This is a genomic window from Psychrobacter sp. TPE 89C (assembly GCF_055522395.1).
Genome location: NZ_JBVFXW010000025.1, coordinates 1 through 25365, shown reverse-complemented (window position 1 = coordinate 25365; position 25365 = coordinate 1). Strand labels below are relative to the sequence as shown.

Here is a 25365-nt window from a genome sequence, read left to right as displayed (position 1 = left end):
AGCAAATAGCTGTTCATAGTTATTATAAACATGTGTTTTCTATATTTTTTGCTCTAATGAAAGGGTTTGTCTATGTCAACGTCAGCGCCTATTAACCGTCGCCTTACCAAAAAAATATATGTCGGTGATGTCGCGATTGGTGGTGATGCGCCGATCAGTGTGCAAAGTATGACAAACACTGATACTTGTGATGTGGCAGCGACTGTCGCGCAGATCGAGCGTTGTGTTGAAGCAGGCGCTGACTTGATGCGTGTCTCGACGCCCACGATGGATACCGTCAAAGCATTTGGTGAAATTCGTAAATTGGTCAGTGTCCCATTGATTGCTGACGTGCATTTTGATCATAAGATTGCATTGGCAGTGGCCGAAGCAGGCGCGGACTGCCTACGTATCAATCCAGGTAACATCGGCAGCGATGCCAAAGTACGTGAAGTCGTCGCTTGTGCCAAACATTATAATATTCCTATTCGCATTGGTGTGAATGCTGGCTCTTTAGAAAAAGATATTCAGCGTAAATATACTGAGCCAACTGGCGCTGCCATGCTCGAATCTGCGATGCGCCATATCGATATATTAGAGCGTCTAAATTTTGACCAATATAAAGTATCGGTCAAAGCCAGTAATGTGTTTTTGACATTGGACGCTTATCGCCTTATATCGGCTCAGATCGACAATCCATTACATCTTGGCGTGACAGAAGCTGGCGTCTATCGTACTGGTGCCGTGAAGTCCGCGATTGCGTTAGGTGGTCTACTATTAGACGGTATCGGTGACACCATTCGTATCTCTCTAGCAGCAGAGCCTGAAGAAGAAATTAAAATCGGTTTTGATATTCTAAAATCGTTAAATATTCGTTCTAATGGTGTCAACTTTATTGCTTGTCCAAGCTGCTCACGTCAAGAGTTTGATGTAATTAGAGTGATGACTGCATTAGAGTCACGCTTAGAAGATGTGCGCGAACCAATGAATTTGTCAGTGATTGGCTGTAAAGTGAATGGCCCAGGTGAGGCGAAAGAATCTGATATAGGTATCGTTGGCGCTGCACGTAAGTCATTGGTCTATCGTATGGGTGAAAAAAGCCATCTTATCGATACCAATAACTTGGTTGACGAAATAGAAAGTATGGTACGTGCCCACGCCGAAGATTTGGCCAAAAAACGTGAGAATGAGATCATTCGAGTAAAATAACACGCCACTGTTAGTAAAAAATTATAGATATACTTGTTAAAAATTTTAAGGATACGACCGTACCATGATTAAAGCTATCAAAGGGTTCAATGATATTTTGCCTGACCAGTCCGCAAAATGGTTACATTTAGAGGCAATACTGGCTGACGTTTTGGGCAGATACGGCTATGAGCACATTCGTTTGCCAATCGTTGAGCAGACCGATTTATTTGCACGTGCTATCGGCGGTGCAACAGACATCGTCGAAAAAGAGATGTATAGCTTTACTGATAAGTCTGATCCACCAACGCCATTGGCGCTACGTCCCGAGGGTACCGCTGGTGCAGTACGTGCAGTGATTGAGCACAACCTACTGCGCGGTGATACACCCAAATTATGGTATATCGGTCCAATGTTCCGCTATGAGCGTCCACAAAAAGGCCGTTATCGTCAGTTTCATCAGCTAGGTGTCGAAAGCTTCGGTAGCGCATTGCCAGATGCTGATGCGGAACTGATTGCGATGACCCATTTAATGTGGCAAGAGTTGGGTCTAAAAGATGAGATGCATTTGCAGCTGAATAGTCTAGGGGAGCTGGATGAGCGTTACGCTTATCGCGAAGCACTCGTGGCTTATTTGACGGATAAAAAAGATCAGCTCGATGAAGACAGCAAGCGCCGCTTGACGACCAATCCGCTACGCATTCTAGATAGCAAAGAAGCGAGCACCCAAGCCGTATTGGCAGACGCGCCAAAGTTGGCTGAGTTTTTGGGTGCAGAAAGCATGGCGCACTTCGAGCAAGTACAAGCGTATCTGACGACACTTGGTATCAAATTTGAGATTAATCCGCATCTGGTACGTGGACTTGATTATTATAATAAGACTGTTTTTGAATGGGTGACAGACAAGCTTGGTAGTCAGGCTACTGTGTGTGCTGGCGGCCGTTATGATGGTTTGATCGGACAGCTGAAGTCAATCGGTACCGATGCCAATAAGCCAGTAAAATCTGAGCCTGGTGTAGGCTTTGCAATGGGGCTTGAGCGTTTATTGTTGTTGATGGAAGCGGTCGCACCGATTGCTGATATACCTGCTTGTGATGTATTCGTAGTTGCTCATCCAGAGGTCTATAGTGCTGGTATTGGTTATGCACAAAACTTGCGTTACAGTCGTCCAGATGTACGGGTCAAAATGGCAAGTGCAACCAGTCTAAAAGCGCAAATGAAAAAAGCGGATAAGTCAGGTGCTGCATTGACGGTTATTATTGCTCAGCAAGAATTGGACGATAACACCATTAGTGTGAAAGATATGCAGACGGGTGAACAACAGACAGTTGCGACAGATTGGTTGTCGAATAAAGACAATTTTTCTCGTAACTGATCGGTTTCGGTTTCCTTAGTTTTAGCATCAGCAATTTAATATAAATTTATCAGGTAAATAGATATGGCTCTGACCCCCAATTCGCCGAATGCAGACAACTCAATGCAAGCGTTAAAGCAATATGGCAGCTACATTGTCACTGCGATTTTATTGGCATTGGCAGCCTATTTTGGTTGGACGTACTGGCAGGACAATCATGCACGGGTAGATACTGTAGCTGCTGATAGTTATGCCGATATTCAGCGGTTGAATGAAGAGGTCAGTCTGTCCTCACAAAACCCTGATTTAGAAGCAGAGGCACAAGCAGCGCTCGAACAGAGCCGTACGCAATTGAGCAGCGATATTGATGCGTTGGTGAGTACGCATGGTGAGTCAGTCTACGCATGGCAAGCATTGATGATTAAAGCTCGTCATGAAGTTGATAACGATGATTTCGCTGCTGCTACAGAGACTTTTAAGAAAGCACTGGCAATCGACTTGGGTGATGCAGGCTTAGAGGCTATTACTCGTTTGCGTTATGCAAAGACGTTGTTGGCGACAGGTGATACAGATGCTGCATTGGCAGAAGCTAAAAATGACATGCCAAGCTCTTTTGAAGCCAGTCAGCAAGAACTACTAGGTGATATCTACTTAGCACAAGACAATAAAGAATCAGCAGTTAAATCGTACAACAATGCTTGGGAGCTGTTACGTAGCCGTCAGGAAACGCGTGCAGTATTGGCGTTAAAGATGGAAAGTTTGGGCACGGTACCTGAGCCTATCGAAGACCAAGCCAGTCTTATTCAAACAGCAAATGCTGCTGTCCAACTACCAGTGGCGGCTGACTCTGCAGAAGCTCCTACTGCTGAGGTTACGCAATAGCCGTATCGTCGTAAATATTATTGACTAATAATGGCACTTGTATTCTACTTAGCACTTGATAATAGCTAACTGATGGTCAGTACCTAACATTGTTCCATATACCAGTTCCATATACTAAATGGCACAGTAAATCAGCAGCACATTACGATACAGGGCGCTGATTTGACGTGCTTTGCTAATACTATTCGTTGACTAGTTATTTATCGATAGCTAATTTGCTTATTAATAATAATTTATTTGTAGTGAGAACTTATAATGACTCAATCTATTCGCTCTAGCAAAACCTCAAAAGCTAAAACCATCAAAACGACGGTTATGCATGTGGCCGTACTGGCAGTAATGAGCACTGCGGTGATTGGGTGTAATCGCGGTATCAAGCCCGTTGTCAATGATCCGGTAAAGCTAGTACAGATTGCTCAGCCTATTAGTGTACTACAACCTGTTTTTAGTACGGATGTCGGTAATAAAAAAGCCAGTAAAAAAGATCCACTAGATTTGCAGGTTGGTTATACCAATGAACAAATCGTTACTGCATCACGCGGTGGTGAATTGACTGGTTTTAATAATACTGGTGAGCGTTTATGGTCAGTGAATGTTGATGAACAAATCACCGGTGGTGTCGCTTTAGATGCATTGAGCCAAACCGCGATTATCAGCACGCGCAGTGGTAAGATAATGGCGTTTGATAGTGCCACTGGTGAAAAACGCTGGCAGCAACAGCTATCAGGGTCAGTCTTGACACCAGCGCTCATTACCAATAATCGTGTCGTTTTATCAGCAAACAACGGCTTTTTACATGGCTTATCACTACAAACTGGACAGTCTGTATGGCAGTTTGCCACACAAGTACCCGCTATCAGTGTGCGTGGTAGTGCGGCACCGACATTATTAGATAGCAAGACGGCACTATTGGCCACAGCTGATGGACGTTTGCATGCAGTGACAGCGGATAATGGCTTGCCACAGTGGTCAAGACGCGTTGGCGTTGGTGCTGGCAGCAGTGAAGTTGAGCGCATGAGTGATGTTGATGGCGCGCCTATCGTTGATAAAAATCAAATGTTCGCCATCAGTTATAGTGGTCAATTATTAGGTATTGATTTGGCATCGCGCCAAGTGATGTTCGTCAATGAACAAGCCAGCTTAAAAGCGCTTGCCGTCAACACTCAGCAAGTCATTGCGACTGGTTTAGATGGTAAGGTTGTGGCTTACGATCGCAATACTGGTGCAGTATTGTGGGAAAGTGAAGAGTTGGCTTATCGTCATCTGACCAATCCTGTGATGATTGGCAACTATATTGCAGTTGGTGACTTAGACGGTGTGGTGCATTTATTTGACCCTGCTAGTGGTAAAATCGTCAGCCGCGTAGAAACCAAAGGTGCGTTAAGCAGTTTGCAAGTACAAGGCAGTCGTTTGATGACTCAAAGTACTTCAGGACAAGTCGCAATCTGGCAGTTGGCACGCTAAGATATTGATTGATAAGCATTAAATTAAATAATATGTTTTAATATAGTTGATTTAGTTTAAAAGAGAGACAAGGCAACCGAGTGCAGATGTATATCTGTGCTTCAAGTGAGGTTAACGCTGTAACTCTTTTATAGAAGATTGATTATAATACTATTATGCGATTTGATTGATCTTGATTTTATAAAATACAAACGCTGCTTAGTCAGCGTTTAGTGCCTTATGTAAATGACTTGTTTAAACACAGGCTTTCGCGTACTCTATGCGACCGATACGCTGTAGGCGTTATCTATATATTATTTATACAACATGTAGTCCCCCTTATATAGCAGGCATTAATTGCAAAATAGTTGATTATTGTTTTTGCTATCGTTTTATTATTGATTTTAATTTACGGTCAAGTGCGGTAAGTTCGCTGTTATGTTTTGGTTATCAGAATAACTGTACTGTCCGTCATTTTGCCTTTCACTGAGAGTAATCCATGAGTATCAAGCCTGTGGTCGCCTTAATTGGTCGTCCAAACGTCGGTAAATCCACCTTATTTAATCAGTTCACAAAAAGTCGGCAGGCATTGGTTGCTGATTTATCAGGACTGACTCGTGACCGTCAATACGGTGATGCTACTTATGAAGACAAGTCTTTCATTGTTGTAGACACTGGTGGTATCGGTGAGGCGGATGATGGTAGCGGTAACATCGATGATTATATGTCTGAACAGTCGCATACTGCGATTCACGAAGCCGATATCATTGTATTCGTCGTTGATGCTCGTGCTGGTATGATTGGTGCCGACGCTGAGATTGGTAAGTTTTTGCACACACTTGGCAAGCCCGTATATGTTGTCGCCAACAAAGTCGATGGCGTCCATGATGCTGCGCCTGCAGAATTCTATGCATTAGGATTGGGCGAGCCGTACCCAATGGCTGCCAGTCATGGTCGCGGTGTTGGTAATTTGCTTGAAGTATTGACAGCGGATATGCCTGAGCAAGATAACATTGTAGAGCCAAGAGGTTTGAAGCTTGCTATTATTGGTCGTCCAAATGTTGGTAAATCAACGCTAGTTAACCGTCTGCTAGGTGAAGATCGAGTCGTGGTTTTCGATATGCCTGGTACCACGCGTGACAGTATCTATATTCCCTACAAGCGTGAAGGCAAAGATTACGTATTGATTGACACAGCTGGTGTACGCCGCCGCGGTAAAATCGATGAAAAAGTAGAGAAATTCTCTGTTATCAAAACCTTGCAAGCAATCGAAGATTCTAACGTGACCGTTATTGTTATTGATGCTCACGAAGGTATCGTCGACCAAGATTTGCATATGATTGGCTATGCACTGGATGCGGGTCGTGCATTGGTAGTGGCGATTAATAAATGGGATGGTCTGACTCAAGATCAAAGAGACTACATTAAAATTGAGATGGATCGTCGTTTCAACTTTATCCCTTATGTGAAAATTCATTTGATATCGGCGCTGCATGGTACTGGTGTGGGTAATTTATATCCGTCTATCTTACGCGCTTATAAATCATCTATGTTTGAAGTATCAACCAACCGTTTGACTCAGATTTTGCAGGATGCTGTGACTGCGAACCCACCACCAACTGTGTCTGGTCGTCGCATTAAATTACGCTATGCACATATTGGTGGTCACAACCCACCAGTTATTGTTATTCATGGTAACCAGACCAGCTCATTACCTAAGAGCTATCAGCGCTATCTTGAAAACCAGTTCCGTCAGGTATTCAAGCTAGAAGGTACGCCGCTTAATGTCATTCTTAAACAAAATGACAACCCATATGCGAACAAGAGCGATACGCCTACCAAAGCGAAAGAACAGCAGTTGCGTCAACGTGAGCGCAACCGGGCACAAAAATTCACCACTAAAGATAAAAAACCTCGTAAATAGATAAGACAGTTGACTCATTCACTACTACTTTATCGTGCCATAGAGCACGATAAAGTAAGCTGTATGCTACTGTATCTGTGGTTGCTTTAGCTGTCATGAAGAGTGAGTATCTATCAGTTTCACCTATCACACCTTCCTAGTAGCTGTAGTATAAATCAATGTTATCTTAACTTAGTTGAGTGATATGAACAGCCGTTCACCGCAAACCATCTCTATGCTTATCCGGCGCTCGGTCGCACAGGCCATCATACTGGCTGTGTTAGTAGGCTTCTTATTGTCCTTTATTTATGGTTTGTTATATCACTACCAAGAAAAGTATCGTCATGTGCAACAGCTCGCCACGTTACTGACGACCAGTGCATCGACGGCTGATAGCGCCGATATTGTGGCTAAGCAAGTAAAGTTTTTATTAGAGAATGAACCAAGTATCAAAAGTATCTTGTTTTATTCAACACTCCAACCAATTGGTGATGCTAATCAATCAAGGGACGATTGGAGGAATGCATTATTTGCAGATACCATCAGCTTTAATTATCCAGTAACCAGCAATTTCATTGACACTGATAACGAAGTAAATGCGTTAACTCCTAATCAGCAATCCGCTGCCACTTTACTTGGTAATGTACATGAGCCATCAGCGGCCATTAAAGTCGATAAAGACAGCGCACTGGTTGGCTATATTAATATTACTATAGATGTGCAAGCGCTTCGGTCCCATTGGTATCGTAGCAACTTGTTGTTGTGGCTTTTCACTACAATATTGGCAGTGCTTTGGGCATTATATATTCTGCGTAAACTCAAATGGCCGGTCAGAGATATTGAATCTTTGACTGAAGCCTGTGACATCGTGTTGAAGAATACAGAGCTTGAGCAGTTGCCGGTTATTCCGCAACATTTTAATTTTCAAGAGCTGATGTTGATTAAAGAGGCCTTTATAGCCTTATTTGATCGTTTGCAAAAAGTTAGGCTAGATTACGAATCGCTTGCTACTTTTGAACAGCAGTTGCATAGCAAAGATTTGTCTCTCGATGTGCAGTTACATAACTTTCAAAGTATGATAACCCATGAGCTGAAAACTTCACTAAATGCTATCGTGGGTGGCTTGCAGTTATTAGATCATGATTTACTCAATAGAGAGCAAAAAGACGCCGTTGAAATTATCAGTAATGGTAGTGATAAATTGGTGTCGTCGCTTGAGCAAATTATCCAATTGAATCAAATACAAAAAGGTCAGGTGATCATCAATTGTAGCGAATTCAATCCATTACAGTTGATTGCAGATATCTTGGCAGAGTTTGAACCAGTTGCTCAGAAAAAAGGCCTAGCATTAACCAGCCGTATTCATCATATCGACTATAGTCTTACGGGCGATGCTGAAAAGATACAACAAATTCTATCGATGTTACTTAGTAATGCAATCAAGTTTACGCCTGCTGGACAAGTGATTATTACGTCGCAATTAACCCATTTTGATAAAAGTAATCGTTGGCAAATCAGTGTGAAAGATACCGGTATTGGTATCGATCGCAATCATATAGAGGATATTTTTAATCCGTTTTTTCAGGTAGATTCATCACAAACTCGGCAGTATGAAGGGTCAGGTGTTGGGTTGCCTGTCGTTAAGCAAATAGCGCAGCTTATGGGTGCTACTATCGAAGTGGATAGTACGCTAGGACTAGGTACAGAGTTTACGCTGACGGTCATAATGCCTAACCAGCATCAGTCTCAGCAGCAACAGCTATTGGCTGGGTTGACGGTCATTTATTATTACTATCATGAAGTGGGTTTTTTAGGGAATGAGTTGGAGCGTTTGGGCGCGACAGTCATCTACCATCAGCATGAACAGTTGGTGATGGATGAGATGAGCGTCAAAAAAATAAATATGGTCATGTTTGCAGAGGATATCGTGGTAAATAAAGCCGAATCCTTAGCTGATCTCATCCGTCGATCTGAAAGCGAGCATCGTGCATTATTAGTGTATTGGTACTCACCGCATCGAACCCAGTATTTAGACAGTTTTGAACATGGTTTGAAGGTTGCAGGTATCGATTACTGTCGTAGTACTACTTATAAAGGTAAGGCTTTGAGTGATCTGCTGCAACGTTGGTTGATATGGAAATAAGCTAAGCTGCCCTTATCTCTTATCTCTTATCTCTTATCTCTTATCTCTTATCCTTTATCCTTTATCCCTTATCACAATCAATAAAAAAGACGCCCTATATCAAGGCGTCTTTTTTATTGTACAACATGCTTATCAGGCATGTTGTTCATATCTAATATTATGCTTAAAAGAGGTTCTGTACCCAACGTGCGAGACGTTGCCAAGTACGGCTCATAAAGCCTGACTCTTCAATATCACTAGTCGCAATGATAGGCACTGAGGCTACGGCTTTACCATCAATAACAGCCATCATTTTACCAATTTCTTGACCTTTTTTGATAGGTGCTTCTATGCTTTCAGGGATATCAACCACAGTGGTGATTTTATTTTTTTGCGTTTTGCTGGTTAGAATTTGTAAGTTGTCAGCAGTGGCTAGCTCAACCTCATCCGCTTCACCAAACCATACAGGGACTTTGCTGACGAATTGTCCAGCAGGTGCTTTGGTAACGGTAGTGAAGTGGCCAAAGCCCCAGTTCAACAATTCACGTGATTGATCAGCACGCGCTTGTTGGCTCTTGGTACCCATGATGACAGAAATCAGACGCATACCATCGCGATTACTTGAAGCAACCAAGCAATAGCCCGCAGCATCAGTGTGGCCAGTTTTTAGGCCATCAACGGTTGGGTCAGTAATGAGCAAAGCATTACGGTTACCTTGAGTAATACCATTATAGGTAAACTCTTTTTCTGAATAAATACCGTAGTAGTCGCCGCTGTTTTTAATGATAGCACGCGCAAGTTTAGATAAATCTAAAGCCGATGCTAAGTGACCTTCATCAGGCATACCAGTCGCATTGACAAAATTAGAGTTCTCCATGCCAATTTTTTCTGCTTGCTCATTCATCAAGATAGCAAATGATGCTTCGCTACCGGCAATGTGCTCAGCCATTGCTTTTGACGCATCGTTACCTGATTGAATGATAATACCGCGTAGCATGTCGATCACGCTGGCTGTCTTATTCACTGGCACATACATACAAGACTGGCTGCTACTGCCACGGCACCAAGCGTTTGGGCTCATCAACACTTGATCATCTTCTTTGAGGTCACCCGATGCTAAGCGCTGCTCAATGATATAGCTGGTCATCATTTTTGTCAGAGATGCTGGTGGTAGTGACTCGTTGGCATTTTTTTGAGCCAAGATTTCACCAGTGTTGTAGTCCATTAATACATAGGCGGTATTGTCCATCTCAGGCGGCTGTATGGCAGCACCGGCCATCACTGCACTCATTGAGATACTTACACCAACTACCAGCTGTACAAGCTGATTTTTTACACGCTTTACTGTCATATATCGTTACACCGCATCATGGAACCAAATGTATCTATTGCTTGTATCCTGTACTAATTTTCATACATTATTTTAAGCAGCATGTCTTAAATGCAGTGTTTAAAATAATGTATCGACGAAAATATGAATGACTGCGCAATAGACATAAAATTAACGCCTTATCTTAGCAAAATGACAACCGATGGGGAATCGATAAATACAAAAAATAAGGCGCGACTAAAAACAAAGAAGAATATGTAGGGAAGGTTATAGCCACAAAAAAGCCTGCTGCACCATCTATTTGAGCGGGGCTACAGCAAGCTTTTAATTTTACAAAGTAAATCACACAGTTTTTAAGTCTATTTCTATATAGAGATGACATAATCTATTCTATATAGTTGATACCGCTGTTTTATTATCGTTAATGGTAGCGGGTTTTATCAAGCGACAGTTTAATAAGCCAGTTATTAACATCTAGCGATTAATATTCAGCATTCGCTAAATCTTCACATAGTGCTTTATTTTCTTGCTTTGAGAAGCCCATTGTCCAACTACGAATACCTTGTAGGATTTGACGGTAGTCTTGTTGAGTTGATAGATATTGAATAGCCGCTTTTGGATCTTCTAGAGATGGCATCAGTTCGTGCAGCTGTACACCATAGGATTTATAAAAACGCTGTTTTTGGTTGCCATTCAGCATCGGTGGACATATCTCTGACAACACTTGCATTACCGCAATTTCATGCTTGGTTATGTTTACGCCAGCCATATCTAAAGGTATGGTTGTATCAGGGTTATTCGCCGCAAAAGATGCTTGAGATAGCATAGCAGCAGACGTGATTAGTCCTGCAAGACCAAATTTTGGTGCAGTTTTCGCTATGACAGAAGCTATAGATAATATCGATTGATTTTTCATTTAGCATTACACTCGCTTATCTTTATTTGATGGTCATATGTTAATGGCTAAAAAAACAAAAGTCACATAAAATATTGACTTATGTGTAGATGTCTTGTGAGCCAAAGGCATTTCTTAGCAACATATCAGCAGCATATACTTGTAAGTTACGTCAGCATAAAAATATAAGTTTATATTGTTGTCTGTTGTTGCCTATTGTAACGTGGAAAGCAATGTTTTTGCCTCTGCCGATTCAGCGACTATACGGATAAAGTCGTTAGTAAAATAACAAATCAGCTAGATTCTAAGCAAAGACAGGGTTCGTGTCAGGATACTATGTAGGGTATAATCTTTCATTATTATGATTGCACCATAGCCTTGATATACTGAACTAATATCGTGAAATTTTTTCATGGCTGTGCTGTTTTCGGTTCTAATTATAGCAATTTTATGCCGATAAAGTTCATAAGTGGACAGGCGGTCATTTATAAATATATTGAGTAGCAATGAAATTTTTGATTAGTAATGATGATGGGGTTTATGCGCCAGGGTTGTTGGCACTGTATCAGGCATTGTCTACCATTGGTGACGTGGTGGTGGTTGCGCCAAATAGTGAGCAGAGTGGGTACGCGAGTGCATTGAGTGTGACCACACCATTGCATACTCATGAACTGCCATCTGGCTTTATCGCTGTAAATGGCTCGCCTGCGGATTGTATTTATCTAGCATTACATGAGTTGTATCGTCATACGCGCTTTGATTTTGTGATTACAGGTATTAATTCAGGTGCTAATTTAGGGCAGGATGTTATGTTCTCTGGCACCTTTGGGGCAGCCTTAACAGCGCAGCTTTTTGGTGTGCCAGCTATCGCAACTTCTTTAGTAGGCGGCGGTGCCAAAAGGGATGTGCAAGAGCAAGTCAGTGATTATCAGCTGGCGGCAAATGAGATAGTTAAGCTATTAGCCGAAACGTCACTACTAGATGCCTGCAAAAATTTGCCCTATCACGTATTAAACGTTAATATTCCGGATGTTAATCACGCCGATGAGATTAAAGGTCGCAAGATAACCTCGTTGGGGCATCGTCAGGTTGCCCGTCCTGTGCACCATGTGGTTGATCCACGCGGGCGAGATGCCTATTGGCTGTCGCTACGCAAATGTAAACATGAGTTGCCAGAAAAAATGGAAGATATGCCGTCATCTGCCATACAATTAACAGATGACCAAGCAGTGGCAGCGGGTTATATTAGCCTATCACCAGTGCGACTCCATCATACGCCAGCAGCAGCGCTAGACAGTTTATCTGCGTTAGTCTTATAAATACGCTGTATAAAACGATGAATGGCGCTAGGTAAGTGGTGAAAGGCAAAAGAATGCATTGATTATCAAATGATGGATAATGGTCATTGTCGAAAATTTAAGTAGTATAAAAGTTAGCAACATGCTTGTGAGTCACACAAGACGTTTGTGAATAACGTAAAAAATAGGAAACCTTGTATGAAGAAGCTTATTGCTGGATCACGCTTTGCAACAGCGGCATTGATTGGCACTCTAACAGTCGCAACCTTAACGATGGTGGGTTGTGCGACCAAACCTACTTACCAGTCAGCTACCCAAGCTGGTCCTACGATTATCACCAATGCACAAGGCATTCCTAACTATCATCGCGTGCAACGCGGTGATACGGTCAGTCAAATCGCCGAGCGCTATCGTGTCAGTTACCGTCAAATCGGCGCACTTAATAACTTAGACAGTAAGTATACGATTTATAGTGGTCAGTGGCTCAAGCTATGGCAAGGCAGCCAAGAGACGACAGCGAATAACAGGTATACACAGCCTAAGCAAACCTATACACCTCCTGTAACCAGCGCGCCTCAGAATAACGCGCAAAACCCTGTCTATGCAGTGACGGCAAACGCAACGTCAGGTTATGAATATCCAAGTCGCAATCAAGTCACTCGTAACTTCGATGCAGCAGCTGGCACGATGGGTATGTGGTTTGCTGGTAATGTTGGTGATCCAGTGCTTGCCAGCCAAGCAGGAACAGTGCTTTATTCAGGTAATGGTCTGACAGAATATGGCAACCTTATTATGATTCGTCATAGTGATAACTACATCACTGCTTATGCACACAATAGTGAACTACTTGTCAAAGAAGGTGATACGGTACAGCTGGGTCAACGTATTGCAAATATGGGCAACAGTGGTACAACCAACCAAGTGGGATTGGAGTTTCAAGTACGTTTAAATGGCAATCCTATCGACCCACGTGCGGTATTGGGACGTTAAGTTTGACACCGTGTTTTTAATTGCTTGGCAAATCTAGTGGCGCTACTGACATTGCTTTATAAACTTGATTTTAATAAAGTTGTGTTGTTTGAGTCACTTTACTTATTCATACCTGAGAATTTTTATGATGTTAAAAAAACAGTACATTGCTTTTTTCCCAGCCCTAGTAATAGTTGGGTGTACGAGCCAACAGACCATGCAAGAACCTAACAAACCTGTGCGACAAGGCAATGTTGAGATTACTCAGACCCAAACAATACAAGTGAAACCAACACCGCAGCCAGTAGTCAAGCCGCAGCCAGTAGCAAAGCCAAGCTATAACAGCTTCTATGATTGGAAGTCGGACTTCTCCATGCGTGCGATTGCATCAGGCAATGATGCGGCAACCGTCCGTCGTTTGCTTGACTCAGCTTATTTAAATCAACAAGTGATCTCACTAGATTCAGGACAGCCAGAGTTCTCTAAAATGCCGTGGGAATACGTAGATTCTGCTGTATCTGATGGGCGCGTGAGTACGGGTAAGCGTAAGTTTGCCGAGCAACGTGCGTATCTGTCGCAGTTAGAATCACAGTATGGAGTGAGTGCAGAAACTGTCGCTGCTATCTGGGGTATGGAGTCTTCATATGGCGTTGTGACTGGTAATAGCAGTTTGCCAAGCTCATTAGGTAGTTTGGCTTATGACGGTCGCCGCCAAGAGTTTGCAGAAACTCAGCTACTGTCATTAGCGACGCTATTACAGCGTGGTGATGTGTCATGGTCACAGCTTGAAGGCTCTTGGGCTGGTGGCATGGGTCAGACTCAATTCATCCCTGCTACGTGGCTTAAACATGGCGTCGATGGTGATGGTGATGGTCATCGCAATCCATGGGCCACTGGCGATGCTTTGGCTTCTACAGCCAATTATCTAAGCAACTCAGGTTGGGTTCGTGGGTTGGCACCGTTTTATGAAGCGACGGTTCCGACCTCATTCGATTATTCAACCGTTGGCACTAAGCAATCTGCGGCTAGATGGGCTGCAATGGGCATTAATACAATAGCGGATGTGTCGTTAGATGCTAATACAGAAATGGAGCTATGGCTACCAGCTGGCAAGGATGGCCCAGTGCTATTGCTAAGTCCAAACTTTGATGTAATCAAAGTCTATAACAACTCATCAAGCTATGCGCTAGGGGTGAGCTTATTGGGTAAAGCAATCACGGGTCAAGGTGGCTTGCAAAAGTCATGGCCGCGCTATGAGCGTCCGTTATCGACTACTCAGGTACGCAATTTACAACAGCGCTTGACCAGTGCAGGTTATGACACAAAAGGCGCAGATGGCATCGTTGGTACTAATACTCGTATGGCATTCCAACGCTGGCAGGGAGATAATGGTCAGACTCCAGATGGCTTTATTACCCAGCGTAGTGCGTCTTCATTGGCATCATGGTGAGATAAGCTATTGCTGTTGGTACGGAATATAAGCACCCTTGTTTTTGACCGCTAATGTGTCAATGATGACGTTACTTTGTTCTACAAAAAGCACCTTGCCAAGGTGCTTTTTTTGCCTCAGTCTATGGGTGATTTTGCTGATAGCTATCGAGACAATAAGTATGGAGTACTCAAGCTGAATATACTGCGCTTTTGTCAAAACTTATCAGGACAAGGTTAATACAAGAAAATTACGATTGTGAGTGCTAGACTCTAAGGCGTGTCCTCAACTCAATCGATAGTTATAGTCAATCCACTATAAAAGAGTTACAGCGTTAACCTCGCTTGAAGTATTACACATACATCTGCACTCGGTTGCCTTGTACCACTTCTAAATCGGATCAACTATATCTAAATGGGTCAAAAATGGCTAAATCTTGCCAAACGGCGTCAAATAGCTGACTAATATCTCGATATTATCTGCGCTATTTTCCTTGTTTGATTGCAGTTTATCTCATTTTTATCACCATTTTTAAAATGAGGAAACGCCCTAGAAAATGGATTTTTCAAACCACGTTTTTTAACAGCAGTTTTTAAATGATAATTTTCAAATAATAGTTTTCGAATAACAGTTTTCAAATAATAAATAAATAGAATAACTCAAAGAGTGTGATTTTATGATTACCATGGAAGAACTACAAGCGGCGATAAAGCAGCGTATAAATAACTACAACGATACCGACTTTCCACTACAAAATAGAGATCTGCAGACGTGTGACTTATTAGACAGTCGCAACCATATCTTGGCGCAAGACATCACCTCGACATTTGATGTGCCCAGACAGAATCTATCTGCGATGGATGGCTATGCGATAGCTAAAGGTGGCGAGTTATCAAAAGACAGCACTATCGACATTATCGGAGAGTCTCAGGCTGGCTGCGCTTATGTAGGTGAGTTGATAGCAGGGCAAGGTGTCCGTATCTTTACGGGTGCAGTAGTGCCAGACTGTTGCGATACGGTCATCATGCAAGAAAACACCGATTTTTTAGACATAAAAGATACGCTCGATAAATCACAACCTTATGCCATAACGCTGACGCAAATGGCTCAGGTTGATAAACATATCCGTAAACAGGGCGAAGAAATTGAATCGGGTGAGGCGGTGCTGAAAATAGGTAAGCGTATTAACCCTGCCGATATTAGCTTGCTAGCAAACTTAGGTATTAGCCAAGTCCGTATATTTGAGCCACTGACGGTAGGTGTTTTAGCCACTGGCGATGAGCTCGTGGCGATTGGCAATGAGCTGACCAGCTTAGCGCAAATATATAACTCCAATACCCCAACGCTTAAAAGCCTCTTATCAGATTTACCGATTACCATTCATGATTATGGCATTGTTCCTGATAACTTAGAGCAGACGACCGCTGCTGTCCATGATGCCATGCAAGACTGTGATGTCATTATCTCAACGGCAGGTGTATCTGTTGGTGATTATGACTTTTTGACCACGGTCATTGAGAAGCTTGGACAGATTAACCACTATAAAGTGGCGATGAAGCCAGGCAAGCCTTTTGTGTTTGGTGAATTGAACAAAGATATTGATAAGCCAGTGCTGTACTTTGGTCTACCGGGTAATCCATTATCCACAGTCGTTGGCGCGCTACAGTTTGTGATACCAGCATTGTGGCAGATGTCAGGCGCGGACGTGTTAGAGCAGCCTATGCAGCTGAGTATTCAAGCCACGCTCATCAATGACATCAGAAAATCAGCAGGTCGTAAAGACTTCCAGCGCGGTGTGTTGTCACAAGATGAGACAGGCCGTTATCAGGTTGAGTGTTTCTCACGTCAGCAATCTCATAGAATTAAACAGCTAAGTCAAGCCAATTGTTTTATCGTATTGGATAAAGATAGCGGCAATGTTTCTGCAAATAGTACGGTTACGGTACAGCCTTTTTCTTGGTTATATCATTAATTCACCATGTGTTAACTTACTATAAGGTGAGTATCAAACAACCGATAATGACTTTTACAATGGTATGCTAAACGCAAATAATAAAGTAATGCTTATAGATAGTAAGCAATACTGATGGTAGTAAAATATGAGTGATAATAACGGTAACATAGGCAGTGCTCAACAGTACTCGCCACTGGAAAACTATGAACCCCTGACGGATGGATTTTCACGTCGTCTGACTTATCTGCGTCTATCTATCACTGATTTTTGTAATTTTAGCTGTGAATACTGTTTACCAAATGGCTATCAAGGCAAGCGTCCTGATGATGAATTGAGTGTGCCTGAGATTGCCACATTGACACGCGGCTTTGCTCAAGTAGGGACTAAAAAAGTCAGAATTACTGGTGGTGAGCCTTCTATTCGCCGCGATGTTGTTGAGATTATAAAAACAATTAAGCAAACCAAAGGTATTGAAACGGTTGCTATGACCAGTAATGGTTATAAGCTCGGCAAGCATTTAGCCAGTTGGCAAGCCGCAGGACTGGATCAGCTTAATATCAGTATGGATAGCTTTGATGCCGCGACCTTTCATAAGATGACGGGCTTCAATAGTTTGCCGCAGCTGCTCATCGATATGGATACGCTACTAGAAACAACCGATATTAAGCTCAAAATAAACGGTGTTTTGATGGCAGAGACGGCCTTTGAAAACCTCATGGATGCCATTGGCTACGTAAAAGACAGAAAAGTCACGTATCGTTTTATCGAGTTTATGCAAACCAGTGATAATAGTGACTTGTTTTTTGCCCAGCATGCGCAGTCTGATATCATCACTGACTATCTATTGGAGCACGGCTGGCAACCACATGAGCGTGGGAGTAGCGATGGCCCAGCGGTAGAGTACAGTCATCCTGACTATGTAGGCCGTATCGGTATGATCGCGCCTTATGCCGCGCATTTTTGTGATACTTGTAACCGTCTGCGAGTCAGCAGTCAGGGTAAAGTGCATTTATGTTTGTTCGATGAAGGCAATTATGATATTCGTCCGCATCTGCAGCAAAACAATGTGCAAGGACTGGTAAATACATTACATGAGTTTATGCCGATCAAGCCTGAGCACCATCATCTGCACGACTCTAACAGTGGCATCATGCACAATCTATCAATCATTGGTGGTTAAGGTGTACAACCATTAAGCATGACAGACGACATTGAATAGCTAGAGTGCCAACGACATTTTTGAACATACTATAAAATCATATGTATAAAGGAATTTTTATGAGCAAGCCTGCTGCGGAATTTATCCCACTTAACATTGCTATCTTGACCGTATCGGACAGTCGTACGCTAGCACAAGACACATCAGGGCAGTATTTAGCCGATAGTATAGAAGAAGCAGGCCACCATCTGGCAGACCGTCAACTTATCACTGACGATATCTATAAGATTAGAGCTGTGATTAGTGGTTGGATTGCGGATCCGAAAGTCCATGCAGTGGTCACGACTGGCGGCACAGGTTTTTTCATTAGAGACAGTATGCCAGAGGCAGTAAAAGTCTTGTTTGATAAGTCTATCGATGGCTTTGGTGAAATGTTCCGTCTCATCTCAAAAGATGAGATTGGCATGTCAACGGTACAGTCGCGAGCTGTGGCTGGCATGGCGAATGGCACGGGTATCTTTTGTTTACCTGGTTCATCAGGTGCGTGTCGTACAGGTTGGGAAAATATCTTGAAGGATCAGTTTGATAGTCGTACACGTCCATGTAACTTTGTGCCGCATTTTTTGGCACAAAACCCAAGTCACGACTGATATTATCAACGATGAATAATTCAAATCTGGCAACTGGCTTGGCAGGCATTGTTATTTTGGCGGGCGGGGCATCTAAACGCATGGGTACGCCCAAAGCGGCGCTTACTTTGCCGACAGGGGAACGCTTGCTCGACTATCATGTCCGTCATGCGCTTGAGCTAAATGTGGCTGGTCCCAATCTGCCTATTATGATTGCAGACAATGGGCGCGGTTTTGTCATTGATGCAGATTTAATGCAGAACCGACCGCATTCGGCTGTTTCTCATATCCCTGATTATACTTCTAATGAGAGTGCTGAGCAGATTGATACGGCTGGTGCATTGGCCGCTATTGAATCTGCCATGCAAACGTTGTTGAAGGTAAATGGTTCAACGGCTGATTCAGTGACCATAGATAAGAGCCAGTCATCATGGCTAATGGTCATTAGCTGCGATAGTTTGATACCGGCGACTGACTTGTGGAATGAATTGCAACTGGCAAGTGTTCAAGCCGCTGATAAAAGAATAGTTTGCTTAACAGATGACAGTCACTTATACCCACTATTAGGACTTTATCAGTTGAGTATTGAGCCTGATCTAAAAGCCTATATTGATAGTGGACAGCGCCGAGTGATGCCGTTTATCAAGCCTATGGTGCAGTCCGTACCCTTTGCAAAGAGTTGGCAACACTTGACCAATTTTAATACGCCTGAAGATTTTGCACAGGCATGTACGGCTTTAAATAATTTATAAAAAGTCTATCGAGAGAAATCATAAATGAATATCAGTAGCCAAGAAAACAACCAGTCGACTTTGTCTCATTTAGACAGTGACGGTGATATCACTATGGTTGATGTCAGTGGTAAGACCGCCACGACACGTGAGGCTCATGCTGTTGGGCAAGTGCGTTTCCCAAGCGAGATTTATACCCAAATTAAAGCCGCTGATGGCATGACCAAAAAGGGTAGTATCACGCAGACGGCACATATCGCAGGTATCATGGCGGCCAAGCGTACGCATGACCTCATTCCACTGTGTCATCCATTACCGTTAGATAAGATCGGCTTGAGCTTTGAGTATGACGATGCCAGCCACAGTATTAGTGTGAGCGCGACTGTCAAAGTTACCCACAAAACAGGGGTTGAGATGGAAGCGCTAACAGCAGTCAGTGTAGCTTGTTTGACCATTTATGACATGACCAAAGCACTGTCACATGACATTGTCATTGATGGTGTTCATTTGGTTAAAAAGACAGGTGGTAAATCCGATTATCAGCACAAATAGCATCATCAGATTTTGTTTGAACACTTAGCGATATAATAAATATGAAGCTCGATAGCTTGTAATAAATGGAAGGTTTTATGAGTAATACTGATGTTATGGATAATGTTGAGGTAGAAAAAAACAGTGAATCGTTGATGACTATTAATATTCTATACTTCGCCAGTTTAGCTGATGAAGCGGGCTGTCATGAGGAAAAGGTGAGCATTGACTCATCAATGTCACTTATTGATTTATATACACAGTTGAGTCAAACACATCGCTTCAGTCGTCCACAATCAGAGCTGCGAGTGGCAATAAACGATTATTTCGCTAAGTGGACAGACCCTATTTATGATGGTGATAGTGTGGTGTTTATCACGCCAGTCGCTGGTGGCTAAATAAATGGATAGATAGGCATATAGGTGTTCATAAGTATTTAACAGACAGTAGAATAAACAGAGAAAATACATGACAGATAATGTTCATAGCCATTCGATGACGATCAAGCGTAATGTGGATGAAGTATATGCAGTCGCTGAGCGTGATGGTTTTGCTTTATTAGATGTAGCGATTGATGAAGACCGACTCAAAAAAACGCTTGATGACGATAGCTGCGGCGCATTTGTATGTTTTGAAGGTCGAGTACGTAACCATAATAATGCCACTAGCGTTGATCGTTTGACCTATTATGGCTATGAGGATTTGGCGATCAATCAGGGCCGAGCCATTATAGAAGAAGCCAAAAAGCGTTTTGAGATTACACATGCTATTGCGATACATCGTATTGGCGCGCTAGAAGTGGGTGATGTTGCCATATGGGTGGGCGTCGTGTCTGCCCACCGTTACCCCGCTTTTGATGCCTGTCGCTGGATATTAGACACGGTAAAAGCAGATATTCCTGTATGGAAGCAAGAGTATTACGAGGATGACTCATCTAAATGGCTAAGCAATAATGGGTAAGTTAGCGTTATCAGCATCTACTGGTTTGCTAGTATTATTAAGCGCCTGTACGCAAGAGAGTAGTACTGATATAGAGTCTGCTACCAACACATCTGAGTCTACCCAGACGCTACGTATCGCTGCGGCTGCCAATTTGTCTGATGTATTACCTAGTATTATTGATGCGTATCAAGCAGATAACAATTTAACTGAATCTGATATTGAAGTCACGTATAGCTCATCAGGTAAGCTATATGCGCAAATAATTGCTGGCGCGCCTTATGATATATTTTTATCAGCCAATCAAGAATTTCCTGCTAAGCTTGCGAAAGAGAAAGAGGGTAGTCATTCAAACGAGATAACACATCCTCCGTTTACTTATGCACAAGGTCAATTGGCGCTATATAGCGTGACTAAATCATTCAGTGAGCTCAATATAAAATCACTGGCTGATGCCTTTACAAATGATGCAACCGCTAAAATAACCATCGCCAATCCTGAGCTTGCCCCTTATGGTACGTCAGCTAAAGCGTTCTTAGAATCACAAAATCTCTATGAGTCTTTAAGTAAGCAAAAACGAATCATACAGGCAGAAAACATCAGCCAAGCCTTTCAGTATGCGCATACTGCTAGTGTCGATTATGGCTTTGTTGCGCAGTCTCAGCTCATCGCGATTAAAGCCAAGCCTGAGCAGTTTATGACGCTAAACTCAGACACCTATCCTGCTATATTGCAAGATGGCATCGTAATCAGTGACTCAGCTATGGCAGTAGATTTCACTGACTATTTACGCTCAACAGCAGGGCAACAGCATTTCTTACAAGCTGGCTATCTGTCTGTGCAGTAATTACATACAACACCAATTTTATCTTCATGACCAGTAGGGACGAGCAGTGACATTATGATAGATCAGTCGCTTATGTCAGATATGCTAAGTCCATTGTGGGTGAGTATTAAGCTTGCGGGTGTCACTACCTTATGCTTATTATTATTTGCTACGCCTGTAGCCTATTGGCTTGCAAAGCCTAGCAATAATAAATATATAGCACGATTTAAAGTCTTGCTTATAGGGATTATCGCTATGCCACTCGTTTTACCGCCTACTGTGATTGGTTTTTATTTATTATTGCTGCTTAGCCCTAGTGTGGGTATCGGTAAATGGTTAAGCGAGCATAATATCAGCCCATTGATATTTACCTTCGAAGGCTTGGTGATTGGTTCTATTATTTACTCATTACCTTTTTATATCCAACCTGTCTATGCGCAGTTCTTGCGTATCCCGCAAAGCGTAATGGAAGTCGCAAGCTTATTAGAGCCGAGCCGTCTCAGGCGTTTTATAACCATCGCGTTACCACAAGCGCGCATTGGTATCGTGCTAGGTAGCTTGATCAGCTTTGCCCATACGATTGGTGAGTTCGGTGTCGTGCTGATGATAGGAGGCAGTATCTCTGGTGAGACTAAGGTGATATCGATTGCGATATATGAGCAAGTCGAAGCCCTTAATTATGAGGCAGCACACATGATGTCAGGCTTCCTTATTATTATCGGTGTATTCATGGTGGTCTTGATTGCTAGTCTGAGCCGAATGAACCAGCGTTCATAAAAGTCAAAGCAACTATAAAAATAAGAGTAACTATAAAAATGAAAGCAACTAGTGCGCCCTCATTTTTCATTAGGGCGTGTCCTCATTTTAAAAATGGTAATAAAAATGAGATAAATCGCAGACAAACAAGGAAAATAGCGCAGATAATATCGAGATATTAGTCAGCTATTTGACACCGTTTGGCAAGATTTAGCCATTTTTAACCCATTTAGATAACTATCGATTGAATTGAGGACACGCCCTAGTTCCTTGCTACTCTAATTTTTGTAAATGGTATCAGGGCGCAAGCAACTTTTGAGGCAGTTAAGGCTTCTGAGTAATATCCAAATCATTTGAATATGCAAATAGAGCGGGTGCGCCGCCTGTATGCCAAAACAAAACGCTGTCAGTTTTTTTAATTACCCCTGTGCGAATCATATCTATTAGCCCGCCCATCGCTCTGCCTGTATAAACAGGATCTAACAGTATGCCTTCAGTTTGGGCAGTCAAGGCAATCGCTTCATTTTCTAATGCACCAACCACACCATAACCTTCTCCGACATAATCAGAATTCAGTATTAAATCTGACTCTGAAAACTCATAATCTGCACCGATTAACTTTGCCGTACGATTGGCGAGGGAAAGGGTGTATTGATCAAACGGAACTTTGTCCATCTCACCCTTATCAATATTGATGCCTACTATTTGACAAGGTGAGTTAAACACTTTTTTGCCAAGCATTAAGCCCGCTTGTGTTCCTCCAGAGCTCGAAGCAAAAATGATATGAGTAAAGGATAGATTCATACTTTTGCGTTGCGACTCTAGCTCCTTATAGGCTTCTACAAATGCTAAAGCACCCAGCTCGTTTGAGCCGCCATAAGGCACAACATAAGGTTTTTTGCCTTGAGTCATTAACTGTTCGACAATATCAGGAATGTCCTCTCCCTTACGATTGACACCTGCCCAGTGGATATGACAACTAAATATCTTATCTAGCAATAGATTGCCACTGGCTTGTTCAGGCTCTTTGCCACCTAATACTAAATGACACTCTAATCCCAAACTTGCAGCCGCCGCGGCAGTCTGGCGGCAATGGTTCGATTGCGCAGCACCCGCAGTAATAATCGTATCAGCACCTTTAGCCAGTGCATCACCGATAATAAACTCAAGCTTACGCGTTTTATTACCACCCAATGCGAGCCCAGTATTGTCGTCTCTTTTCATAAAAATGGTAGGCCCATCAAGCTTTTTGCTCAACTTGCTAAGCGCTACTAAAGGTGTTGGGAAGAACCCCAAAGACTCTCTAGCGATGTGACTATATTCCATATTTTATCCATTTTATAATGAAAGAGATGAGTGATAAGTGTAAATCATATTCATGGCTGGCTGTATTAAAATATATGAGTTTAAAAAGCTGACCATAAACCAAAAATCCCCATGCAACATTTAACGTTAGCATGAGAATTTTTTAGACATACAGTTATTTAGAAGTGCAGTTTAACCAATGCGCTAGGTGCATTTTGGGTCTTATCACTACCATATTTATTTTTCCAATAGCTGTATTCCATACCTACTTCTAAGCGATTATCAATGCCTAGTACATCCTGTAAGTTATATTTTATTTGCGGATTGATATGTAATTGGTCTTTTAGATCATCGTTATTAAAGGAGTAATCAACATATCCATCTACGACGATGTTATTTTGCTCCCAGCCATACGTCAACGTGATTTGCTGGTCGTCATCTGTATTGTCATTGAAGGCATGATACAAAGACGCTGAGGCATATTTCATACCTGGAATAGGCACATTTAAATCTGCACCAATACCGACTAGATAGTTATCTTGGCTAAAGCCTGTACTGTTTGAGCCAAACTCATACTGACCTGCTAGGTTTACCTGCTTAATAAAACTGTCATTAAAGATTTGCAGCTTAAATTTAGGCGCGAACTCACCATAAGTTTCTTTATATTTATTATTTTCACTATCGCTAGCCCCTTGATGTCGATCGACAAAGAAAAATACGCCGCCCCAAGTGTGGTTAGAAGCATGCTCCAGTGTGATGGTGGTTAATTCACCATCTTCTACCAGCTCATAATCCTCACCATAGAGTACAGACAGACTGGTATCGGTAAAGAGCATCTCTGCATGGCTGTTGCTCATCGCACCCAAAGCGACAATAGCTATTAAAGCTGTAGCCAGTGGTTTAATAGAGAATAGATTTTTCTTAAAGTTACGTTTAGATGTTTGAAGCGTCAGGGGTAGGTTTGCAGATAACTTATGATGCACAGTAATAATACTCCTTTATATACAATCGTTGGTCTTAGCAGGCTAGATATCAAGGTAGGAAATAGCTTTGATTTTCTATCAACAGGTATCTACCTTGCTAAGGAGAAAACTCAGTTAACTTTTAGTAGAAATGAACCATAACGAAGATGAATACGCCAAATATAAGCGTCTCCTATGTTGCAAAAATTCCTATAATCACTGTGATTTTATTGCAACATTTTTTAACACTCTGAAACAGTTAAGCATTTTTTATAAGCACTGACAATACAAAATCCTTTAAGGATTAGGCATAACAGGGCATTCTAAGTTTTTGATATTGGATAAGTTTTTGATTTAATTAACATAACTGACCAAATGGTCAAGAAAATTAATTTTGTAAGGAAAAATGAGTATATAAATAGCTGTGCTGTCTGATAAATAGCGAAAGACGGTGTCGTCTGAGACAAGATTAAACGTGATTGATAGGAAGGATAGTGATAAATAGAGGTGGGAAAGACGATGGAGGGCTAAGTTGCAGGTGCTTAATGAATGATGTCTAATACATAGATCTATATGAAATGTAATAGATTCTGATTTTTAAATTAAGTAGTAGTTCAGAATATTTAGACACAAAAAAACCTCAAACAATCTAATGTTTGAGGCGAAACTTGCTTAAACTCGAAAGTCTAAATTCGTTTTAAATATGGCGCAGCGGACGGGACTCGAACCCGCGACCCCCGGCGTGACAGGCCGGTATTCTAACCAACTGAACTACCGCTGC

Annotated in this window: 22 protein-coding genes and 1 tRNA gene; 18 read left to right on the top strand and 5 right to left on the bottom strand. The window is 42.3% G+C overall.

From position 1 onward, the window contains the following. Positions 1-72: 72 nt before the first annotated feature. The 6 genes from ispG (at position 73) to ACZW67_RS08875 (ending at position 8892) form a co-directional block, all read left to right on the top strand. Positions 73-1188: a flavodoxin-dependent (E)-4-hydroxy-3-methylbut-2-enyl-diphosphate synthase gene (ispG, locus tag ACZW67_RS08900; RefSeq protein ID WP_110922320.1), complete on the top strand. Its 1116-nt coding sequence runs from the start codon at positions 73-75 to the stop codon at positions 1186-1188. A 64-nt stretch (positions 1189-1252) separates the two neighbouring features. Beyond that, positions 1253-2542 carry a histidine--tRNA ligase gene (gene hisS / locus ACZW67_RS08895; RefSeq protein WP_197218351.1) on the top strand — a complete coding sequence of 430 codons (1290 nt, stop codon included), beginning with the start codon at positions 1253-1255 and terminating at the stop codon, positions 2540-2542. 63 nt (positions 2543-2605) lie between these two features. Continuing rightward, complete coding sequence (locus tag ACZW67_RS08890) at positions 2606-3403, top strand: YfgM family protein (RefSeq protein WP_465182965.1); 798 nt, start codon at positions 2606-2608, stop codon at positions 3401-3403. Positions 3404-3658: 255 nt separating this feature from the next. Continuing rightward, positions 3659-4867 carry an outer membrane protein assembly factor BamB gene (gene bamB, locus ACZW67_RS08885; protein ID WP_201590067.1) on the top strand — a complete coding sequence of 403 codons (1209 nt, stop codon included), beginning with the start codon at positions 3659-3661 and terminating at the stop codon, positions 4865-4867. A gap of 478 nt (positions 4868-5345) precedes the next feature. Next, a complete protein-coding gene (gene der, locus ACZW67_RS08880; RefSeq protein ID WP_110922324.1) occupies positions 5346-6770 on the top strand; it encodes a ribosome biogenesis GTPase Der in 1425 nt (474 codons plus the stop codon). A gap of 184 nt (positions 6771-6954) precedes the next feature. After that, positions 6955-8892: a sensor histidine kinase gene (locus tag ACZW67_RS08875; RefSeq protein WP_465182964.1), complete on the top strand. Its 1938-nt coding sequence runs from the start codon at positions 6955-6957 to the stop codon at positions 8890-8892. Between the two features lie 163 nt (positions 8893-9055). Here the strand turns inward: ACZW67_RS08875 and ACZW67_RS08870 are convergent, their stop codons facing one another. Next, positions 9056-10222 (bottom strand): D-alanyl-D-alanine carboxypeptidase family protein, encoded by a 1167-nt coding sequence (locus tag ACZW67_RS08870; RefSeq protein ID WP_465182963.1) that lies wholly within the window; start codon positions 10220-10222, stop codon positions 9056-9058. A 460-nt stretch (positions 10223-10682) separates the two neighbouring features. Beyond that, on the bottom strand, positions 10683-11117 hold the full coding sequence (locus ACZW67_RS08865; protein WP_110922327.1) for an MCR_0457 family protein: 435 nt from the start codon (positions 11115-11117) through the stop codon (positions 10683-10685). 485 nt (positions 11118-11602) lie between these two features. Between ACZW67_RS08865 and surE the strand changes: the two genes are divergently transcribed. From surE to modB, 12 genes are all read left to right on the top strand, one after another. After that, positions 11603-12415, top strand: coding sequence for a 5'/3'-nucleotidase SurE (surE, locus tag ACZW67_RS08860; RefSeq protein WP_465182962.1), 813 nt, complete (start codon positions 11603-11605; stop codon positions 12413-12415). A 177-nt stretch (positions 12416-12592) separates the two neighbouring features. Then, positions 12593-13384 (top strand): LysM peptidoglycan-binding domain-containing M23 family metallopeptidase, encoded by a 792-nt coding sequence (locus ACZW67_RS08855; protein ID WP_465182961.1) that lies wholly within the window; start codon positions 12593-12595, stop codon positions 13382-13384. Between the two features lie 124 nt (positions 13385-13508). Further along, positions 13509-14813 (top strand): lytic murein transglycosylase, encoded by a 1305-nt coding sequence (locus ACZW67_RS08850; protein ID WP_465182960.1) that lies wholly within the window; start codon positions 13509-13511, stop codon positions 14811-14813. A 655-nt stretch (positions 14814-15468) separates the two neighbouring features. Continuing rightward, positions 15469-16764: a molybdopterin molybdotransferase MoeA gene (locus ACZW67_RS08845; protein WP_465182959.1), complete on the top strand. Its 1296-nt coding sequence runs from the start codon at positions 15469-15471 to the stop codon at positions 16762-16764. Between the two features lie 127 nt (positions 16765-16891). Next, positions 16892-17926 (top strand): GTP 3',8-cyclase MoaA, encoded by a 1035-nt coding sequence (gene moaA, locus ACZW67_RS08840; protein WP_465182958.1) that lies wholly within the window; start codon positions 16892-16894, stop codon positions 17924-17926. Between the two features lie 98 nt (positions 17927-18024). Next, positions 18025-18555 (top strand): molybdenum cofactor biosynthesis protein B, encoded by a 531-nt coding sequence (gene moaB, locus ACZW67_RS08835; protein ID WP_110922333.1) that lies wholly within the window; start codon positions 18025-18027, stop codon positions 18553-18555. Positions 18556-18566: 11 nt separating this feature from the next. Beyond that, positions 18567-19286 carry a molybdenum cofactor guanylyltransferase gene (mobA, locus tag ACZW67_RS08830; RefSeq protein WP_465182957.1) on the top strand — a complete coding sequence of 240 codons (720 nt, stop codon included), beginning with the start codon at positions 18567-18569 and terminating at the stop codon, positions 19284-19286. Between the two features lie 24 nt (positions 19287-19310). Continuing rightward, a complete protein-coding gene (gene moaC, locus ACZW67_RS08825; RefSeq protein ID WP_197100715.1) occupies positions 19311-19817 on the top strand; it encodes a cyclic pyranopterin monophosphate synthase MoaC in 507 nt (168 codons plus the stop codon). A 77-nt stretch (positions 19818-19894) separates the two neighbouring features. Further along, positions 19895-20194, top strand: a complete 300-nt coding sequence (locus tag ACZW67_RS08820; protein WP_465182956.1) for a MoaD/ThiS family protein — start codon at positions 19895-19897, stop codon at positions 20192-20194. Positions 20195-20264: 70 nt separating this feature from the next. After that, a complete protein-coding gene (locus ACZW67_RS08815; protein ID WP_465182955.1) occupies positions 20265-20756 on the top strand; it encodes a molybdenum cofactor biosynthesis protein MoaE in 492 nt (163 codons plus the stop codon). Next, positions 20749-21582 carry a molybdate ABC transporter substrate-binding protein gene (gene modA, locus ACZW67_RS08810; protein WP_465182954.1) on the top strand — a complete coding sequence of 278 codons (834 nt, stop codon included), beginning with the start codon at positions 20749-20751 and terminating at the stop codon, positions 21580-21582. Before ACZW67_RS08815 ends, modA begins: the two co-directional genes overlap by 8 nt. Before the next feature lie 54 nt (positions 21583-21636). Then, on the top strand, positions 21637-22338 hold the full coding sequence (gene modB, locus ACZW67_RS08805; protein ID WP_465182953.1) for a molybdate ABC transporter permease subunit: 702 nt from the start codon (positions 21637-21639) through the stop codon (positions 22336-22338). 303 nt (positions 22339-22641) lie between these two features. Here the strand turns inward: modB and ACZW67_RS08800 are convergent, their stop codons facing one another. The 3 genes from ACZW67_RS08800 to ACZW67_RS08790 all read right to left on the bottom strand — a co-directional run bounded on the left by ACZW67_RS08800 (position 22642) and on the right by ACZW67_RS08790 (position 25365). Beyond that, complete coding sequence (locus ACZW67_RS08800; RefSeq protein ID WP_465182952.1) at positions 22642-23643, bottom strand: D-cysteine desulfhydrase family protein; 1002 nt, start codon at positions 23641-23643, stop codon at positions 22642-22644. Between the two features lie 158 nt (positions 23644-23801). After that, positions 23802-24605: a DUF5020 family protein gene (locus ACZW67_RS08795; RefSeq protein ID WP_465182951.1), complete on the bottom strand. Its 804-nt coding sequence runs from the start codon at positions 24603-24605 to the stop codon at positions 23802-23804. A gap of 683 nt (positions 24606-25288) precedes the next feature. Continuing rightward, positions 25289-25365 (bottom strand) — tRNA-Asp (locus ACZW67_RS08790).

Coding starts and splice junctions, on each gene's coding strand:
- ispG (WP_110922320.1), top strand. CDS start 73: ATGTCAACGTCAGCGCCTATTAACCGTCGCCTTACCAAAAAAATATAT.
- hisS (WP_197218351.1), top strand. CDS start 1,253: ATGATTAAAGCTATCAAAGGGTTCAATGATATTTTGCCTGACCAGTCC.
- ACZW67_RS08890 (WP_465182965.1), top strand. CDS start 2,606: ATGGCTCTGACCCCCAATTCGCCGAATGCAGACAACTCAATGCAAGCG.
- bamB (WP_201590067.1), top strand. CDS start 3,659: ATGACTCAATCTATTCGCTCTAGCAAAACCTCAAAAGCTAAAACCATC.
- der (WP_110922324.1), top strand. CDS start 5,346: ATGAGTATCAAGCCTGTGGTCGCCTTAATTGGTCGTCCAAACGTCGGT.
- ACZW67_RS08875 (WP_465182964.1), top strand. CDS start 6,955: ATGAACAGCCGTTCACCGCAAACCATCTCTATGCTTATCCGGCGCTCG.
- ACZW67_RS08870 (WP_465182963.1), bottom strand. CDS start 10,222: ATGACAGTAAAGCGTGTAAAAAATCAGCTTGTACAGCTGGTAGTTGGT.
- ACZW67_RS08865 (WP_110922327.1), bottom strand. CDS start 11,117: ATGAAAAATCAATCGATATTATCTATAGCTTCTGTCATAGCGAAAACT.
- surE (WP_465182962.1), top strand. CDS start 11,603: ATGAAATTTTTGATTAGTAATGATGATGGGGTTTATGCGCCAGGGTTG.
- ACZW67_RS08855 (WP_465182961.1), top strand. CDS start 12,593: ATGAAGAAGCTTATTGCTGGATCACGCTTTGCAACAGCGGCATTGATT.
- ACZW67_RS08850 (WP_465182960.1), top strand. CDS start 13,509: ATGATGTTAAAAAAACAGTACATTGCTTTTTTCCCAGCCCTAGTAATA.
- ACZW67_RS08845 (WP_465182959.1), top strand. CDS start 15,469: ATGATTACCATGGAAGAACTACAAGCGGCGATAAAGCAGCGTATAAAT.
- moaA (WP_465182958.1), top strand. CDS start 16,892: ATGAGTGATAATAACGGTAACATAGGCAGTGCTCAACAGTACTCGCCA.
- moaB (WP_110922333.1), top strand. CDS start 18,025: ATGAGCAAGCCTGCTGCGGAATTTATCCCACTTAACATTGCTATCTTG.
- mobA (WP_465182957.1), top strand. CDS start 18,567: ATGAATAATTCAAATCTGGCAACTGGCTTGGCAGGCATTGTTATTTTG.
- moaC (WP_197100715.1), top strand. CDS start 19,311: ATGAATATCAGTAGCCAAGAAAACAACCAGTCGACTTTGTCTCATTTA.
- ACZW67_RS08820 (WP_465182956.1), top strand. CDS start 19,895: ATGAGTAATACTGATGTTATGGATAATGTTGAGGTAGAAAAAAACAGT.
- ACZW67_RS08815 (WP_465182955.1), top strand. CDS start 20,265: ATGACAGATAATGTTCATAGCCATTCGATGACGATCAAGCGTAATGTG.
- modA (WP_465182954.1), top strand. CDS start 20,749: ATGGGTAAGTTAGCGTTATCAGCATCTACTGGTTTGCTAGTATTATTA.
- modB (WP_465182953.1), top strand. CDS start 21,637: ATGATAGATCAGTCGCTTATGTCAGATATGCTAAGTCCATTGTGGGTG.
- ACZW67_RS08800 (WP_465182952.1), bottom strand. CDS start 23,643: ATGGAATATAGTCACATCGCTAGAGAGTCTTTGGGGTTCTTCCCAACA.